The 17732-nt window shown below is 30.8% G+C and carries 17 protein-coding genes; 3 read left to right on the top strand and 14 right to left on the bottom strand.

Going from position 1 to position 17732, the window contains the following annotated elements; all coding sequences use genetic code 11:
* Nucleotides 1–18 precede the first annotated feature (18 nt).
* Nucleotides 19–1293: an aminotransferase class V-fold PLP-dependent enzyme gene (locus AJN60_RS05390; RefSeq protein WP_079861549.1), complete on the top strand. Its 1275-nt coding sequence runs from the start codon at nt 19–21 to the stop codon at nt 1291–1293.
* Here AJN60_RS05390 and purU read toward each other — a convergent pair.
* The 14 genes from purU to AJN60_RS05460 form a co-directional block, all read right to left on the bottom strand.
* Nucleotides 1290–2114, bottom strand: coding sequence for a formyltetrahydrofolate deformylase (gene purU / locus AJN60_RS05395; RefSeq protein WP_002852510.1), 825 nt, complete (start codon nt 2112–2114; stop codon nt 1290–1292). The genes AJN60_RS05390 and purU overlap by 4 nt on opposite strands.
* Complete coding sequence (locus tag AJN60_RS05400) at nt 2111–3229, bottom strand: CCA tRNA nucleotidyltransferase (protein ID WP_070286038.1); 1119 nt, start codon at nt 3227–3229, stop codon at nt 2111–2113. Before AJN60_RS05400 ends, purU begins: the two co-directional genes overlap by 4 nt.
* Complete coding sequence (ciaD, locus tag AJN60_RS05405; protein ID WP_070286039.1) at nt 3198–3689, bottom strand: effector protein CiaD; 492 nt, start codon at nt 3687–3689, stop codon at nt 3198–3200. The genes AJN60_RS05400 and ciaD overlap by 32 nt, the downstream gene beginning before the upstream one ends.
* Nucleotides 3686–3934 (bottom strand): tetratricopeptide repeat protein, encoded by a 249-nt coding sequence (locus AJN60_RS05410; protein ID WP_002859818.1) that lies wholly within the window; start codon nt 3932–3934, stop codon nt 3686–3688. Before AJN60_RS05410 ends, ciaD begins: the two co-directional genes overlap by 4 nt.
* Nucleotides 3935–4012: 78 nt before the next feature.
* On the bottom strand, nt 4013–4186 hold the full coding sequence (gene tatA2 / locus AJN60_RS05415; RefSeq protein ID WP_070286040.1) for a Sec-independent protein translocase subunit TatA2: 174 nt from the start codon (nt 4184–4186) through the stop codon (nt 4013–4015).
* Between the two features lie 12 nt (nt 4187–4198).
* Nucleotides 4199–4537 carry a chaperone NapD gene (locus tag AJN60_RS05420; RefSeq protein WP_070286041.1) on the bottom strand — a complete coding sequence of 113 codons (339 nt, stop codon included), beginning with the start codon at nt 4535–4537 and terminating at the stop codon, nt 4199–4201.
* A complete protein-coding gene (locus AJN60_RS05425; RefSeq protein WP_070286042.1) occupies nt 4530–5444 on the bottom strand; it encodes a WD40 repeat domain-containing protein in 915 nt (304 codons plus the stop codon). The genes AJN60_RS05420 and AJN60_RS05425 overlap by 8 nt, the downstream gene beginning before the upstream one ends.
* A gap of 4 nt (nt 5445–5448) precedes the next feature.
* Complete coding sequence (locus AJN60_RS05430; protein ID WP_079861548.1) at nt 5449–5973, bottom strand: nitrate reductase cytochrome c-type subunit; 525 nt, start codon at nt 5971–5973, stop codon at nt 5449–5451.
* On the bottom strand, nt 5970–6752 hold the full coding sequence (napH, locus tag AJN60_RS05435) for a quinol dehydrogenase ferredoxin subunit NapH (protein ID WP_079861547.1): 783 nt from the start codon (nt 6750–6752) through the stop codon (nt 5970–5972). The genes AJN60_RS05430 and napH overlap by 4 nt, the downstream gene beginning before the upstream one ends.
* A complete protein-coding gene (gene napG / locus AJN60_RS05440) occupies nt 6749–7489 on the bottom strand; it encodes a ferredoxin-type protein NapG (protein WP_044779449.1) in 741 nt (246 codons plus the stop codon). The genes napH and napG overlap by 4 nt, the downstream gene beginning before the upstream one ends.
* A 17-nt stretch (nt 7490–7506) precedes the next feature.
* The gene (gene napA, locus AJN60_RS05445; RefSeq protein ID WP_070286045.1) at nt 7507–10281 is read right to left on the bottom strand and encodes a periplasmic nitrate reductase subunit alpha; all 2775 of its coding nucleotides are present in this window, start codon (nt 10279–10281) and stop codon (nt 7507–7509) included.
* A gap of 223 nt (nt 10282–10504) precedes the next feature.
* Nucleotides 10505–11032 carry a thiol peroxidase gene (tpx, locus tag AJN60_RS05450; protein WP_070286046.1) on the bottom strand — a complete coding sequence of 176 codons (528 nt, stop codon included), beginning with the start codon at nt 11030–11032 and terminating at the stop codon, nt 10505–10507.
* A 98-nt stretch (nt 11033–11130) separates the two neighbouring features.
* A complete protein-coding gene (gene peb2 / locus AJN60_RS05455; RefSeq protein ID WP_004304145.1) occupies nt 11131–11871 on the bottom strand; it encodes an AcfC family adhesin PEB2 in 741 nt (246 codons plus the stop codon).
* Between the two features lie 47 nt (nt 11872–11918).
* Nucleotides 11919–13949: an ATP-dependent helicase gene (locus tag AJN60_RS05460; RefSeq protein ID WP_070286047.1), complete on the bottom strand. Its 2031-nt coding sequence runs from the start codon at nt 13947–13949 to the stop codon at nt 11919–11921.
* A gap of 128 nt (nt 13950–14077) precedes the next feature.
* Here AJN60_RS05460 and AJN60_RS05465 point away from each other — a divergent pair, with 128 nt between their 5' ends.
* On the top strand, nt 14078–15097 hold the full coding sequence (locus AJN60_RS05465; protein WP_070261323.1) for a hypothetical protein: 1020 nt from the start codon (nt 14078–14080) through the stop codon (nt 15095–15097).
* A 22-nt stretch (nt 15098–15119) separates the two neighbouring features.
* Nucleotides 15120–17732, top strand: a complete 2613-nt coding sequence (locus tag AJN60_RS05470; RefSeq protein ID WP_070286048.1) for a valine--tRNA ligase — start codon at nt 15120–15122, stop codon at nt 17730–17732.

A 17732-nucleotide genomic window follows, 5' to 3' on the forward strand; every position in this document is an offset into this window, starting at 1 on the left:
AGCAAATTTTCATAAGGATTGCATTTGCAAATTTCAGATTTAAAAAAAGAATTGATCTTAAAAAAAGGTATTTTGCATTTTGACTTCACAGCAAGTGCTTTAGCTCTAAAATGTGTAGAAAAAGAAATTTCAAAAATTCTTCCAATCTATGCAAACACACATTCTGATAGCTCTTTGAATTCTTTTAAAACTCAACAAATTTACGAACAAGCAAGAAAAGATATAAAAAAAAGTTTATCACTAGATGAAAATTTTGCCCTTATAGCTTGTGGAACAGGATCAAGCAGTGCTATTAAAAAATTTCAAGAATTGATCGGCATTTACATTCCTCCTCTTGTAAAAGAAAGATATTTTACGCAAATTGATAAAAATACTTTACCTTTAGTTATCGTAGGGCCTTATGAGCATCATTCCAATGAACTTTCATTTCGAGAAGGCTTGTGCGAATGTATTAGAATTCCCTTAGATAAAAATGGAGAAATTGATTTTGATTTTCTAGAAAAAACTTTACAAAAAAATAAAAAAAGGAAAATAATCGCTAGCTTTTCTTTAGCTTCAAATGTTACTGGGATATTAAGTGATTACAAACGCATTTCTGAAATGATTCGTAAATTTAAAGGGATAGTTGCTTTTGATGCATCTAGTTTCATTCCTTATAAAAACATATCTTGTCAATACTATGATGCGTTGTTTATAAGTTCTCATAAATTAATTGGTGGTATTGGCGGTTCTGGACTTTTGGCCATCAAAAAAGATCTTTGTGGAAACAAGCCTAGCTTTGCAGCAGGTGGAACTGTGGGCTATGTTTCTCGCACTTCACAATGCTACCTTTGTAATGAAGAAGCTTTAGAAGAAGGAGGAACACCTGGAATTTTACAACTCATTCGCGCTAGCTTAGCTTTTAAAATCAAAGATTCTATAGGGGTTAAAAATATAGAAAAAAAAGAAGAAATTTTAAAAGATTATTTTTTTGAAAAACTAAAAACTATACCTAATTTAATTTTATACGCAAAGAATTTAAAAACCCGATTGCCTATTTTTGCTTTCAATATCAAAGAAATTTCTCCTTTTGATATCGCTTACGAACTTAGTAAAAAATACCACATAGAAACACGCGCTGGATGTGCTTGTGCTGGGCCTTATGGTCATGATTTGCTAGGCTTAAAAGATAATCAAAAACTTAAAACAAAACCAGGTTGGTTAAGAATAAGCTTGCATTATACGCATGAAAAAGAGGATATTGATTATTTTTTCGATGCTTTAAATAAAACTATAGTAAAATTATCGCATTAAAATATTATAGTTTTATTATTATGTATAAAAATTCTATCTTCAAAAGCCAAATCAAGTGCTTTTGAAAGAACATCTTTTTCTATATTTCTACCTGCTTGTTGCATATCTTGCCAAGTAAATTCATGGTTTACAGGCGAAACAGCTTGAGTGATAATAGGACCTTCATCAAGATTATTATTTACAAAATGTGCCGTAGCTCCAATTATTTTAACCCCTCTTTCAAAGGCTTGTTTATAAGGATTTGCTCCTATAAATGCAGGTAAAAAAGAATGGTGAATATTTATAATCTTGCCTTCAAAATGCCTAACAAAATCAGGAGATAAAATTCGCATATATTTTGCCAAAACCAAATAATCAAATTTATATTGTTCAAGACATTTTAAAATCTGATTTTCTTGCTCTTTACGATCTAAATTTTCAGCACTGATAAAATGATAAGGAATTTCAAATTTCTCAACTAAATCCTTTAAAGAGTTGTGATTTGAAATCACAGCTTTGATATTTGCTTCAAGTTCGTTACTATAATGCTTTATTAGCAAATCTCCCAAACAATGACTTTCTTTAGTAGCAAAAACAACGATATCTTTTTTTCTCTTCTCGCAAAGCTCTATCAAGGCTTCTTGTCCAAGCATAGCCTCAAGCGTTCCTATAAAAGCTTCTTTATCAAACTCACCTTCTAAAAGAGCACGAAAAAAAAACATTCCTTCACCTACAAATTCATCGTTTTTTACTATATTGATATGATATTTAAAAATAACATCAGAAATTCTATAGATTAAACCTTTTTGATCTTTGGTGCAAATTTTTAATACAGAAATCATTTAGCTAAACCTTTTATATATTCTTTTAATTCATTCTCTCTTGCTTCTTGAATCTTTAAACCAAGAATTTTACCACAAAATCCAGCATTTATGAAATCTTTTGCTAAAATTTTACTTTCAAACTTATTCTCATAAAGCCCTAATCTTTTAGCTTGCTCAATACGCTTTTTACTCCAAAGTCCAAGCCATTCCTTCAAAGGCATTTCAAAAGCAATTTTTGCTAGTTCAAAATCACTTATATCATCAAGATAAAAAGCTTGATTTGCGTATTTTAGGTATTCTTTTTTAAGTTTAGTTCTTTTAAAAAATATATCTTTTTCTAAATTAAAAAAATTCAAATACAAATACAAGAATAAAGCATCGCTTTTTACAAATTCTCTACTTTGTCTGAGTAAATTTTGGAATTCCAAACTCTTAAAAACACCCTCAAAGCCTAAAACCTGTTTCTCTAAGCCAAGTTCTTGTAAATATCTATAGCCGACATCAAGTCTAGGACTTTTAAAGAATTTATAAAGCTCCACATTGATCCTATCTTTGCTAAGATCAGTTATATCCATACTTTGCATCAATTTCAAGCTTTCACTGGTTATCTTAAAGTTAAACCTTGAGGCAAATACTACTGCTCTTAATACCCTTAAACTATCCTCTTGAAAGCTTTGTTTATCAATATGTCTTAAAAAGCCTGCTCCTAGATCTTTTAATCCTCCATAAAAATCTAAAAACTCATCGTTAAAAAGATTAATCATCATAGAATTTATGGTAAAATCTCGTCTTTTGGCGCCAAGTTTTTCATCATTGCAAATTTGAACTTCAAAACCTTTATGTCCATGGCTTATTTTGTTTTCGGTTCTAGCAAGAGCTAAATCATAATTTTTAAACTTATACACAAAAAAACTTTTTCCAAAGCCTTGTGCGCCCAATTTTTGCATAATCTTTTCAAAATCTTTAGGTTTTATATCATAAAGCTCTATATCATAGTCACAAATTTTTAAGCCTAAAAACAAATCTCTAACGCTACCTCCAACCAAATACGCTCGTTTGGTATAAGGCTTTAAAAACTCAGCAATAAACTGTAAATCAGGATTATTTTTTAAGCTTATCTTCGATATTTGCAAGCAAAAACTCTAAAAAATTTATGGTCAAGTTTAACCTATTTTCAAGATCATCTTTTTTTATACTATTTAAACCTTCAAAAAGAACTAAAATTCTCTCTCTAAGATGTTTTAAAAAAATATCCTCATTAAGCGTTTGAACCTCTGTCATAACACTAGGATTTAAAATTTCACTTTGTAAAAAAGGCTCTTCTTTTTTAAACTCTTTATTTTCCTGAGTAGAAATTTCAATATTATTTTGTACTTTTTGCTCTTCTTCAAATTTTGCCATAGAAATTTTATCTTCTAAGTCTTGCGGAGTATCAAGCTCTTCGCATACAAACTCCATAGGTGGTAATTCATCTTTTATTTCAGTTTTTCTGCTTAATTCTTGTTCTTTTAAAATTTCATTTTGTCTTCTTTGCTCTTCCATGATAGAGCTAACTTCGCTAATGGTTTTTTTAGCTAAATCTTCTAAATTCATATTTTTATCAACCACCTTTTAAATTCATTAATTTCTTCATCGCTTTTCATATTAATAAAAAAATCCAACATTTGAGTGTTTAAATCTTTATGCTTGGATCTAAAACCACTAAGACGACGAACCGCATCGATAGCGTTTTGGTTATCTGGATCTTCTTTTAAGATATTTTTATAAATTTCTAAAGCTTCGTCTTTTAACCCTTGAGCCTCATAGATAGAAGCTTCAGTGACTGTATTTTTCATCACTGTTTCCTAAAATTTTTCTTTAATTCTAGCAAAAAGCTTTTTAATTTATCTTTAAGAAAATAATATGATTTTTAATGTCTATTTTGTTTTAAACAATTTTTCTATATATTCTTTTCTTTCTTTCTCTAAGCTAGAATTTAATTCTTTTTGTTCTTTTTTAACTTGCACTTTTAAATCTTGATTTTTAAAATACACATAATCAATTCCAAAAATAACACCAATTATAATAAGCAATGGGATTAAAAATACCATATACTTTACACTTTAAGAAAATTGGTTAAATACACTACCATAGTAGCGAATATTCTCAGCATTTTCATTTTTTTCTATCGTTTCTATTGCACCACTATTGATTGCTTTTTGGATATCATCATTTAAATCTTGATAAGAAAAAACCATATTAATATTGATAATATTTGGCAATTTCTCAAGCATTTTATAAGAGTTTAATTCATCTTCTAAATTTTCACTTTCAATCACAACTATAATCTTTTCATTTTTACAAAGTTCTACAGAACAAAAAGGAATTTCAGATATAGCCTTTTTTAAATCATTTATATATTCTTCTTTTGCTAAAATCAAAACACTAGAAAGATTATTCATCAATACTCCTAAACATTATACTATCACCAAAGCCTGAAATGATAAAATCTTTATTGTTTAAAAAAATAATAAACTCACTCATCAAATTTCCATTATTAAAAGTTTTAACAGGCTTAAAATCACTTGTGCTAAAAACTTCACTAACTCCAGCTTCGTTATCACTATAAACAGCCAATTCTCCATTAGGACTTAAAGCGCAAGTATATATCAAAAAATCTTTTTGTAAAAAATTTTGCTCTTCATTTTTTACAACTCCTATACGCCTATCCGTTCCACAACTTAAAATAACATTATTTTTAAAATCTACTTGATAGATATTATCTTTATGCATTTTATCATAGTTTTTTAACATCTTCCAATTTTTCAAATCAAAAAGCTCCACTTCACCACTCTCAAAACCTGCAACCAGCATACTCTTATCTTCATTTAAAACTGCATCATTAAGACTAGAATGAGAAAAATTAAATTTTTTTATATTTTTTAAACTTTTATCAATCAATTCTATTTCAGAACCAATAGAAATCAAAAGATAAATGTTTTCATTGATAAAAAATGCTTTTATTATGCTATTTTCTTCGAGCTTTTTGATTTGTAAATTTTCCTTATAAAAACTTAAATTTTTAGCACCAAAATCACCCTCGCTAAGTATTAAAAGTGTATGTTTAAAAATATCAATGTTGTAAATTTTAGCAAAATCATCACCATAATAATTTTTAATCTTTGGCAAAGATAAAAGTTCTTTTAAACTTTTATCTTTAATGTTATATTGTAAAATTTCACCTTTATCAGTGCCTATATATAAGTTTTGCTTATCAAGCTTTAAAGCTGTTATATTAGCATTTAATTTCAGCTCATAAGCATAAGACAAAACACAAAAAAGACTCAAAATAAAAAGAATTTTTTTCATTTATTTACTTTACACCCTCATTAATCACATCAATTAAATTTGAACGACTTTTTAATTGTTCATTTTTAAATTCAGGTTTAAAGCTATTTCCCACTAAAGGTTTTGCATCGCTTTGTGGAACATGACACTGAATGCAATTAAAACGACTATCGCTAATCATATCTCCTGTGGTTTTATTGTGTCTAAAATCATAATAATGACTAGCAGGAAGTGGAGTTGCACCAGCATCTGCTGCTATAGCCTTATCATGGCAGCTTAAGCACATATTGTTATCTTTAGTTATAGGCAACAAATCTTCAATAGCATGCGGAATTAATGGTGGTGCATTTTCATAAGAACGCTCAAAACGAGTAGATTCCCCAGGCTGTAAAGTTGTGAAATTTGCCTCCACTAAATTTACTTTATTTTCATTTTCTAAACTTACTTTTCTAAGTCCAATTTGTTCTGAACTTACCCCACTATTCATTGCACAAGCGGCAAAAAATACCACTGCAGCACTTCCTAATAAAACCAATTTCTTCTTCATTATTTATTCCTTAAATCAAAAATATTAAAATTCAAAGCATCATCATTGCAAACTTCTATACATCTTGCACACCTTATACACTCTCCTGATTTCACACTAGCACTTTCTTTTCCAACCATCCACAAAACCTGTTTTTCAGGACAAATACGGATACATTCATAACATTTAGTGCATTTATCACTATCATGCTTTATTTTAAGCAAAGCAAAACGAGAAATAAAAGCATAAAAAGCCCCTAGTGGACAAAAATGTGAACAAATTGCCCTAGGGCTTAAAAAAGTATCGATACAAAAAAGTATAAAGGCTACAAAAATCCAAGAACTTGTAGCAAAAATAATCCCTCTATGTATTATTCCTATATAAGAAAAACTTTCAAACACAGGTAATGAAAATACAAAAGAAAGGACTAAAACCAAGACCAACACAAAATAGCGTAAATTTTTAGGCAAAATTAAAAATTTATTATTAAGGGTTAATTTATTTCGCACAAAAGCAGCAAAATCTGTGATTAAATTAACAGGACAAACCCAAGAGCAAAAAACCCTTCCTAAAAGCAAACCATAGATAAAAAATATAATCAAAGCTCCTATTAAAGCCATTAAATCTATACTCCAGCTTGCTAAAATGATTTGCAAAACCGCAAAAGGATCGCTTAAAGGTATGATATTAAAAAGTCTAGAAGAACTTAAATTTCCCTGCAAGATAAAATCTGTAGCTTTAAAACTAAAAAGCGCTAAAATTCCAAGCTGAACGATGCGTCTAGCAATTAAATACTTCATCACAGTTCTCCATCATTTAAATAATTGGTTGCTTTTTTAGCATTAAAATGTTTTGAAGTATCTGCATTTTTTATACGACCTTCATCTTTTTCATCCCAGCCTTTTACATAATGAGATCCTGCTTTTCCCAATACATACTCCCTTGGTAAAACACGAATGGCCGGTTTTTCAGTAATACAAGCAAGTTCACAAAGCCCACAACCTACACACACTTCATGATCCACACTAGGTAGTAAAAAAGCATGTTTGGCGGTGCGTTCATTGCGTTTAAGCTCAAGTTTTAAAGCCTTATCTATCAAAGGACAAGCTCTATAACAAGCATCACATTGAATTCCCCAGTGTGCCACACAAGAAGCACTATCAACAATAGCAATACCCATTTTCAAGGATTCTATACCCTGCTCTAAATGCTTTTTATCTAAAGCATCAGTTGGACATTCTCTAATGCAAGGAATATCCTTACAAAGATAACAAGGAATTTCTCTTGCTCTAAAAAAAGGCGTGCCATTTTTTGGACTATCTAACAAGCTAGCGAGCTTTAAAGTATTATAAGGACAGGCTTTTACACAAAGCCCACAACGAATACATTTGCTTAAAAATCTAGCTTCATCTTCAGCCCCAGGAGGACGCAAGGCATAATTATCATCGGCTTTTAAAGTCAAATTAACCAAAAATCCACCTCCTGTACATAAACATGCAGCCTTAAAGGCGCTAACGAAAAATTCTCTTCTACCTTTCATTTAATCAAAACCCTAAATTAAGCCTTATAAATTTTTACAGCACATTTTTTAAAGTCAGTTTGTTTTGAAAGCGGACAAGTCGCATCCAAAGTAACTTTATTGATATATACATTCTCATCAAACCACGGCACATACACAAGTCCTACAGGCGGTTTGTTTCTTCCACGCATATCTACTCTTGCTTTTACTTTACCACGACGAGATTCCACCCAAACCAAATCACCTTGATTTAAGCCTAATTTCTCTCCATCTTTCTCACTCATATAGCAAAGCGCTTCAGGGACAGCACGGTAAAGCTCAGGCACACGCATAGTCATAGTTCCACTATGCCAATGCTCTAAAACCCTTCCTGTTGCAAGCCAGAATGGATACTCTTTACTTGGTCTTTCAGGTGCTTTCATAAATGGCCTAAAGAAAATTTTAGCCTTATTTTTAATACTGTGCTCTTTTTCATCTTTAGGAGCTATTAAATCTCCATTTGTAAGCATTTTGTTAAAATCACCATAAAAAGCAAAATCTGAATTTGGAGCCGCTTTTTTAGCATAATAATCAAATTTAGTATTAAATCTCCACTGTGTTTCCTTGCCATTAACCACAGGCCATCTTAAACCCCTTACTTTATGATAGGTATCAAAATCCGCTAAATCATGGCCGTGTCCTAAGCCAAATTTACGATATTCTTCCCAAAGGTATTTTTGAACGAAAAAGCCATAGCCTGCAAATTCTTTTCCGTCACTGCCTTGAATTTTTCTCTCATCGCCTTTAACATCAGTATTATCAAAGCCTTTTGCGATAGCATCGTTTGGATTAAAGCTTTTTGCTTCTTTATTGGCAAATAGCACATCAAAAAGTGTATCATCTTCGCTATAACCCATAGCTTTTGCCTCTTCTAAAACACTTGGTAAGGTAAGTTTATTATCCACTTTTTGCTCTTTCCAAACTTCTTTAAGCTTAAAGCGTTTTGCAAATTCTAAAATTTGCCAAGTATCACTCATGGCAGCACCTACAGGTAAGACTTGTTGTTTCCAATGTTGAGTTCTTCTTTCAGCATTACCATAAGCACCCCATTTTTCATAAATCATAGCACTTGGTAAAATAAGATCAGCTACTTTTGCTGAAATTCCAGGATAACAATCACTTACAACAATAAAATTATCCATTTCTCTTGCTGCTGCGATCCAGTGATTTGCATTTGCAGTGTTTTGCCATGGATTATTCACTTGCACCCATGCAAATTTAATTTTTCCATCTTCTAAATCTCTCATGATATTAAGATAAGGAGAACCTGGTTTTGGATTGATAGTCTTTGCAGGAACTTTCCAAATTTTTTCAGAAATTTCTCTGTGTTTTGGATTTGCCACAACCATATCCGCAGGTAAACGATGTGAGAAAGTCCCTACTTCCCTAGCCGTTCCGCAAGCACTTGGCTGTCCTGTTAAAGAAAAGGCTCCACTACCTGGTTTAGCTTGCTTTCCTAGTAAAAAATGCACCATATAAGCTTGTTCATTTACCCAAGAACCTCTTGTATGTTGATTAAAGCCCATAGTCCAAAAACTTACGACTTTGCGATTTTTCTCTATGTAAAGATTAGCTAATTCTTGAAGTTTTTTCTTAAAATCTTCCAAAGACTCATTATCATCACCTTTGGCTACCTTTGCAGTGTATTCTAAAGTATAAGGGGCTAAACCTTTTTTAAATTCTTCAAAAGAAATTTCCCAGTTTTTATCAGCCACACCTTGATGTTTCATTTCAAATTTATCACCCGCTTTAACGCCAAGATAAGATAAAGAAGTAGCCTCTTCATCGTCTAAAGTGATTACATTTTCTTTTTCAACTGTATCTTTTTCACTTTCTTTAAATTTTGGATGATTTGGATTATTTCTCATACCATAACCAATATCAGCATAACCAGTTGCAAATACGCAGTGATCTTTGATAAATTTCGTATCCATAGCCTCTGGATGATTATAAACAATCTCTCTTGCTATGTAGTTCCAAATAGCCAAATCTGTATTTGGTTTAAAAATAATTTCAATATCAGCAATATTTGAAGTACGGTTAGAAAAAGTGCTTAGATTAACAACTTTGACCTTATCAAGATTACTTAGTTTTCTATCACTTACTCTTGACCAAAGGATTGGGTGCATTTCAGCCATATTAGCTCCCCAAGTGATAATAGTATCTGTAAGTTCTATATCATCATAACAGCCTGATGGTTCATCTACACCAAAAGTTTGCATAAAACCAACCACTGCAGAGGCCATACAATGTCTTGCATTTGGATCAATATTATTTGTTCTAAAGCCAGCTTTTGCAAGTTTTAAAGCAGCATAACCTTCTTGGATAGTGTATTGCCCACTACCAAAAATCCCTATACCTGTAACGCCGAGTTCATTGTAGGCTTTTTTAAATTGTTTTTCCATTTCATCAAAGGCTCTTTGCCAAGAAACTTGTTGAAATTTGCCTTTTTTATCAAATTCGCCTTTTTCATTCATGCGAAGTAAAGGCATAACAAGACGATCTTCACCATACATGATCTTAGCATTAAAATAACCTTTGATACAATTAAGTCCGCGATTTACAGGTGCTGCAGGATCACCTTTTGTTGCTACGATTTTGCCATCTTTTCTGGCTATCATAATTCCACAGCCAGTTCCACAAAATCTACAAACAGCCTTATCCCATTTCCAATCTTCTTCTTGCGCGCCAAGCATAGAGCTTGGAACACTAAGTCCTGCAACACTAGCAGCACTTGCAATAGCGGTATTTTTAATAAAATCCCTTCTATTCATCCTTATTCCTCCAAAATAAAAAAATCATCTTATTATAAAAAATGGAGTATAAAAATCTCTTGAAATTTTAATAAAAATAATAATTTTAAAGCTCTATTTTATAGGAGTTTTATTGTCCTTTTTATATTATTCTTACATAAAATAAATATTAAAAATAATCAACTTAAAATAATAAAAAAATGAAGATGTAAAAATTAAGCCCTAAGAATGGGCTTAATCAAAATTAATGGCAACCACAACCACCGCAGCAGCTAGAACCACCAAAAAATGCATCAAGTTTTACAATATCTGGCATTTCTGTGATTTCATTTACAAGTTCTTTATATGCCACTTTACCCTCTTTAATCACAAATACGGCACGAGCTAAAAGCCCTTCTAAAGCACCTTCATTTATCAAAACACCATATTTTTCACCAAATTCTTTTGCCACAAAATCACTTGCAACACTTAAATTTTCAATACCTTCTGTACTGCAAAATCTTCCCATAGCAAAAGGCAAGTCCATACTTACTACAATCACTTCAGCACCATTGTAACTGGCTACTTTTTTATTAAATTCTCTAGCCTCTGTAGCACAAACTGGTGTATCTAAGCTTGGAACGCTTAAAATGATTTGAGTTTTACCCGCTGCACCGATTTCAATCACGCTTAAATCTTTAGCTTTAAGATTTACCTTAGGAGCATCTGCTCCAACTTCTACCGAATTTCCTTTAAGTTTTACAGGATTTCCTTTAAAATTTACTGTACTCATTTAATTTCCTTTTTTTGATATTTTAAACATTATTACAATTAATGTTTTAGGAGTGATTATATCCTATAAACATTAATTATTTTTAATTTCACTGAAAATTATTTTACTTCTTTCCAAGTATATTTTTTCCACACTTTTTGAGCTTCCTTACTCTTAATAAAATCTACAAATTCTAAAGCTTTTTTGTTTTCTAAACCTTTTTTTGTAGGAGCTATTTCAGCTGCACGATAAATCACTGCATTTTTATCTTTGATAAATAAAGCTTTATCATCGCCTAAAGCCTTTGCCCAATGAGACCAAATGATTAAAGCATCAATATTTGGATTGTTATTCCACTCATCTACAGCAGCTTTGGAATTTTTAGCATAAATTTTTATATTTTTACGTAATTTTACCAAATTTTCTCTTTTTGCACTTTTTAAAGCCATATCTTCATAAAGTCCAACTTGTCCTGCACCATCAACCACCATAACATTTACGCCATCTTTTAAAATGTCTTCAAAATTTTTAATATTTTTTGGATTATTTGGACGCACGATAATACCCGATGGACGCACATTTAAAACGCTTAAATTTTCCAAACTTAAACTTGGAATTTTTTTAGCAAAATCATCCATCATTGAAGTATTGCCTGAAAAAATCAAATCTGCATTTTCTTTTGCTTTATCTATCCAAGCTGGAGTTGGACCTGCCGTTACAATCACCTTTTCTTTTGTTTTTTCCTCAAATTTTAAAGCAAGCTCTTTTAGCACAGGAGCAGGACCACCTGGACCATAAACTAAAATTTCAGCATTTAAAAAACTTGCTGCTACTAAACTTAAAATTAATATTTTTTTCATAAAATAAACCTTTCTTTATAATATAACTTACTTGAAAGGAAATTTTATCAATCTATAGTTAACTCTCCCTTGCAAAGCCCTGCTTCTATAAGAAAACGAGAAGGAGCGAAAGAAGTTTTTTTGTTTTTATCGTATTTAGCATAGCTTAAATAAAGTATATTTTTTGCCCTAGTTACTGCAACATAAAAAAGTCTTCTTTCTTCTTCTAAGCTTCCACCCATTCCCATAAGCTTTTGATTAGGAAAACGACCTTGTGCAAGATCGATCACAAAAACAAGATCAAATTCCAAACCCTTGCTTGCATGCACGCTAAGCAAATTAACTCCTTTGCCACTACTCATTTCGCTTGCACCTAAAGTTAGAAAATTATAATACTTGTAAATATCGCTATAATTTTTTGTAAGCTCTTTTAAAACATTGAATTTTGTTTCTATTTTTTCTAAATTTTCACTCTTTCTTAATAAATCCACCTGCCCTGCTTTATTTGTAGCTCTTTTGGTTGCAAGTTCTTCGCAAATTTCTCTATAAAAAGAATTTTCACAAATTAAATTGACTAAAGTCAAAGAATGTTTTATTTCCATAGCTTTTTTTAAAAAAAGATAGATTTTTTCCAAATTTCTAGCGCACAAATCATTGATTTTTGAAAGTCTTAAAATAGGATGTGCATCAAATTCACTCTCAAATTTAAAACGAGTTTCGCTGGCTAATTCCTCCAAATCTGCAAAAAGCCCAAGTTGATAATTTCTTTTTTGATGATTTTGCAAATTTACATTTTTATCAGGATCTAAAAAACCTTTTATTAAATTTCCATGCCCTAATTTTAAAAGTGCGTCAAAAATTTCTTTTGCTAAAACTCCACCCACACCTTTGGTATATTGAACCAAATGAATAAAAGCCATGATATCTTTAGGATTTACCACAAGCGCAAGCATGGAGCTAAAAGCTTTAACTTCCAAACTTTCAAAAAAACTTCCACTTCCCTTTCTCACACTTGCAATGCCCTGCTCCCTTAAAGCTACTTCAACCCCATCAGCACTTGAGTTGTTGCGAAAAATCACGGCAATTTCTTCCAAACTTACTCCGCTTGTAAGTATCATTTTGGCTATATTTTGATACTGATCAAATAATTCTTCAAAAGTAAGCAAAGATGGGGCTTTAAACTCATCATTTCTTGTAACAATAAGTTCTTTTGGATATAATCTTTCGTTATTTAAAATCACTTTATTAGCCAAAGCTAAAATACTTCTTGATGAACGGTAGTTTTTATTTAAAGAAAAAATTTTTGCATCTTTAAAACGATCTTTAAACCCACCTATGATATTAATATCGGCTCCATTAAAAGCATAAATACTTTGATCATAATCCCCCACGCAAAACAAACTTTTGCTATGAAAAGCCTCTATTAAGGAACTTTGCAAAGTATTTGTGTCTTGATATTCGTCCACTAAAATTTCATCAAATTCATATTTTTTTTCTTTTAAAAGCTCTTTTAGATTGATAAGCAAGTCATTAAAATCTACATAATTAAAACGCTTTTTTTCATTATCATATTCTTTTAAAATATCTTCATAAATTTCAGCATAAATACTTTGTTTTTCATAGTTTTGACAAAACCAAGTATAAAAATCTTGATTGTGTGCTTTGTTTTGAAACAAAGAATAAAGATCATATAAATAACTTGATTGATAAGGTTTTATATCACTTAAATGCCTAAAGGTTCTTTTTTCATAGACACTTTTAAGTAGAGTTTTTAACTCGCTTGCTTGCTTTAAAATTATATTTTTATCCGCATTTCTAAGTAAGGTATAAGCCGTACTATGAAAAGTTCCTGCAAGTATTTTATTAGTAATATTTTTATCAAAAAATTTCCCTAAACGCCCTATCATTTCTTTGCTGGCTTTATTTGTGAAAGTCAAAAGCATGATTTTTTGCGGTGCCACTCCCTTACTTAAAAGATAAGAAATTCTTGCAACAATAGTAGAAGTTTTTCCTGTACCTGCACTTGCAATGACGAGATTGTGTCCAAAATCAGCAGTAGCAGCAAGATATTGTTCATTATTTAATTTTGAAAGTGGCATTATTTTCCTTATAAAAGTTAAAATTATAAAAAAAAATTACTTAAAAATATAAAAATTTAAAATTACTTTATATTAGATTATAGTACAATGCTAAAATTATTTAACTTTCTGTTTTTAAGGGATAGCAAATGAATTTGAAAATTTTTTCTATTATTGTTGGCATATTAATTGCTGTTATTGTGATATTAGGTGGAACCTATTATTATCTTTTTGAATATTCAAAACCAAAGAATTACACCTTAAACACCAACACTTACACCGAGCAAAAATCGTATACCAATAACTACGATAATTCCTATTCGCCCTCGATCCAAACCAACAATAGTTCATCAGATATAAATATTAATAACAATACCATCCAAAAGCAAGAAACAAACCCATTAGATGATAATCAAAGCTTAAATAATGATACATTTAATACACCAATAAGCGAAAACAATCAAAGCTTAAATAATGACACCAACATAAGCAATAATATCAATACAAATGAAAATAAACAAATTTTAGATACGGATAAAGAAAAATTAAAACAAGAAAATAAACAAGCTAAAATAGAAGCTCTTAAAAAAGAAATCAGCAAACAACAAAAGATCTTAGAAAGAGAGAGAGCCGTAAAAAAAGAACTTCAATCAAACAAATCAAACAAAAATAAATATCTAAATACCGCTAGAGAGTATCTAAGCATAGGAAAAAACAGTCGTTTAGAACCTGAACTTAGTACAGAAAATATGAAAGTTTATATTTTAGATGGAAAATTTTTAAGCCAATACAGAATCAATCTGTTAAAAGATATGCTAAGCGTTATACAAGATAATGCAAAAGATTATTATCTAAGTATTTTTGTTAAAATGCTACCAAAAGGGGAAATGAAATTAACTATCTATAACAAAGAAATTATCTTTTCAGATATGAAAAAAGCTTATAAATATATTAGCTTAGATAGATTAAGCCCATATTTAAACAATCCAAAAGAATTAAATGAACATGTAGCACGTGAAGAAATTTTAGAAAGACTTAAACTTCAAATTAAAAAAGATGGCAAAGGAAGTGATTTTTCTAAACATATCAAAAGTTTGAAAACTGGACTTAATACAGCACAATATTTCTTCCCGTTTTGCGAAATTATAGAAATTAGCTCTATTAAATAAGCTAAAACAATAAAGGCAAATAATGTATGATAAAAATTTAGAAAAAGAGTATTATCAAATTTGCGAAGAACGCGGATATTTTGAGATCGATGGCAATAAAACCATACAAGAAAAAGATAAAAATTTCTGCATTATGATGCCTCCTCCTAATGTCACTGGAGTTTTACACATAGGACATGCTTTAACCTTTACTCTACAAGACATTATGACGCGTTACAAAAGAATGGATGGCTATAAGGTTCTTTATCAACCAGGGCTTGATCACGCAGGTATTGCTACTCAAAATGTTGTAGAAAAACAACTCCTTACTCAAGGCATTAAAAAAGAAGAACTAGGTAGAGAAAAATTTATAAAAAAAGTCTGGGAGTGGAAAGAGCAAAGCGGTGGAAAAATTTTAGACCAAATGAGAACACTAGGCATCACTCCTGCATGGAGTCGCTTGCGTTTTACTATGGATGAAGGTTTAGCCAATGCGGTAAAAAAAGCCTTTGTAGAACTTTACGATAAAAGACTTATTGTGCGTGGAAACTATATGATCAATTGGTGTACTCACGATGGCGCTTTAAGTGATATAGAAGTTGAATACAAAGAAAACAAAGGAAAACTTTATCATATTAAATACTTTTTAAAAGATAGCGATGAATTTTTAGTAGTAGCCACAACGCGCCCTGAAACTTTTTTTGGCGATACTGCAGTTATGGTGCATCCTGATGATGAACGCTATACTAAATTTGTGGGCAAAGAAGTGATTTTACCTATAAGCAAAAAAGCCATTAAAATTATAGCTGATGAACATGTAGAAAAAGAATTTGGAACAGGAGTTGTAAAAGTTACTCCCGCTCATGACATGAATGATTATGAAGTAGGACTTAGACATAATTTAGAATTTATAAGTGTTTTTGATGAAAAAGGAATTTTAAACGAACATTGTTTAGAGTTTCAAGGTTTGGAACGCTTAGAAGCAAGAGAAAGAATCGTAGCCAAACTTGAAAGTCTTGGTTTTATAGAAAAAATAGAAGAGCATAACAATCAAATAGGATATTGTTATCGTTGCAACAATATAGTTGAACCTTATATCTCCAAACAATGGTTTGTAAAAAAAGAAATCGCCCAAGAAAGTATAGAAAAAGTTGCTCTTGGAGAAAGTAAATTTTACCCAAATCACTGGACAAATAGCTTTAATGCCTGGATGAAAGATTTAAGAGATTGGTGTATTTCAAGACAACTTTGGTGGGGACATCAAATTCCTGTGTATTATTGCGAGTGCTCTCATGAATGGGCAAGCCAACATACGCCTAAAACTTGCCCAAAATGCCAAAGTCAAAATTTCAAACAAGATGAAGATGTGCTTGATACTTGGTTTTCTTCGGGGCTTTGGGCTATGAGTACTCTAGGCTGGGGAAATGAAAACTGGGGTAAAGATAAAACTTGGTCTGAAAAGGATTTAAAAGATTTTTATCCTAATTCTTTACTCATTACAGGTTTTGATATTTTATTTTTCTGGGTAGCTAGAATGATGTTTCAAAGCACTAATGCCTTACATCAACTTCCTTTTAAAGATATTTATTTACACGCTCTTGTGAAAGACGAGCAAGGTAGAAAAATGAGCAAAAGCCTTGGAAATGTTATCGACCCAAATGAAAGCATTAAAGAATATAGTGCTGATATTTTACGCTTTACTTTAGCGCTTCTTGCTATACAAGGACGCGATATTAAACTTAGTAATGATAAACTTTTACAAGTTAGAAATTTTACAAATAAAATTTATAATGCTGCAAATTATCTGCTTTTAAATGAAAGTAAATTTGAAGATTTGGAAAATATCACACTTCATTCAGAATTAGCAAAATATATCTATGCCAAATTTCAAACTTGTGTTAAAGATGTAAGAGAAAATTTAGACAATTATCGTTTTAATGATGCAGCCAATACTCTATATAAATTCTTTTGGGATGATTTTTGCGATTGGGGTATAGAGCTTAGCAAAGCAGAAAAATCGAGTGTTAAAGAACTTGGTAGTATTTTCAAAGAAGCTTTAAAGCTCTTAAATCCTTTTATGCCTTTTATCAGTGAATATTTATATCACAAACTAAGCGATACAGAACTTAAAACAAGCCCTTCTATTATGATAAGCAAATATCCAAAATTTAAAGAACAAGATAAAAACATAGAAAAAATCTTTTCTTTACTTATAGAAAGCATAGTTGGTATCCGCCGTGCTAAAAGTTTAATCGATCTTGGAAATTCTAAAATAGAAAAAGCTTATATCAAATTTAACGATAGAAAAATCAAAAATGAAATCAAAGCTTATATGAATTTTATCATGATGCTCGCAAAGTGCGAGCAAATAGAATTTAGTGAAGAAAAATTACCAAAAGCAATGTGTGATGTTAGCGAAAATTTAGAAATTTTCATTACGCTTGAAAATGTTGATTTAAGCGGTATTTTAACAAGGCTTGAAAATCAAAAAAATAAACTTGAAAAAGAAAGCTTCAAGCTTAACTCCATGCTTTCAAATGAAAAATTCATTGCTAACGCACCTAAAGAGGTGGTGGAGCAAAATAAAGAAGCTCTAGAAAATTTAAAAATTCAACTTGAAAAAATATCAGTTGAGCTTCAAAATCTAAGAGGTTAA

The organism is Campylobacter sp. BCW_4323, from assembly GCF_001763115.1.
Classification (GTDB): Bacteria; Campylobacterota; Campylobacteria; order Campylobacterales; family Campylobacteraceae; genus Campylobacter_D; species Campylobacter_D jejuni.

Excerpts from the sequence above, each read along its gene's own strand:
- napA (WP_070286045.1), bottom strand. The coding sequence starts at position 10,281 with ATGAATAGAAGGGATTTTATTAAAAATACCGCTATTGCAAGTGCTGCT.
- AJN60_RS05425 (WP_070286042.1), bottom strand. The coding sequence starts at position 5,444 with ATGAAAAAAATTCTTTTTATTTTGAGTCTTTTTTGTGTTTTGTCTTAT.
- purU (WP_002852510.1), bottom strand. The coding sequence starts at position 2,114 with ATGATTTCTGTATTAAAAATTTGCACCAAAGATCAAAAAGGTTTAATC.
- AJN60_RS05420 (WP_070286041.1), bottom strand. The coding sequence starts at position 4,537 with ATGAATAATCTTTCTAGTGTTTTGATTTTAGCAAAAGAAGAATATATA.
- napG (WP_044779449.1), bottom strand. The coding sequence starts at position 7,489 with ATGAAAGGTAGAAGAGAATTTTTCGTTAGCGCCTTTAAGGCTGCATGT.
- AJN60_RS05465 (WP_070261323.1), top strand. The coding sequence starts at position 14,078 with ATGAATTTGAAAATTTTTTCTATTATTGTTGGCATATTAATTGCTGTT.
- tpx (WP_070286046.1), bottom strand. The coding sequence starts at position 11,032 with ATGAGTACAGTAAATTTTAAAGGAAATCCTGTAAAACTTAAAGGAAAT.
- peb2 (WP_004304145.1), bottom strand. The coding sequence starts at position 11,871 with ATGAAAAAAATATTAATTTTAAGTTTAGTAGCAGCAAGTTTTTTAAAT.
- AJN60_RS05460 (WP_070286047.1), bottom strand. The coding sequence starts at position 13,949 with ATGCCACTTTCAAAATTAAATAATGAACAATATCTTGCTGCTACTGCT.
- AJN60_RS05470 (WP_070286048.1), top strand. The coding sequence starts at position 15,120 with ATGTATGATAAAAATTTAGAAAAAGAGTATTATCAAATTTGCGAAGAA.
- tatA2 (WP_070286040.1), bottom strand. The coding sequence starts at position 4,186 with ATGGTATTTTTAATCCCATTGCTTATTATAATTGGTGTTATTTTTGGA.
- ciaD (WP_070286039.1), bottom strand. The coding sequence starts at position 3,689 with ATGAATTTAGAAGATTTAGCTAAAAAAACCATTAGCGAAGTTAGCTCT.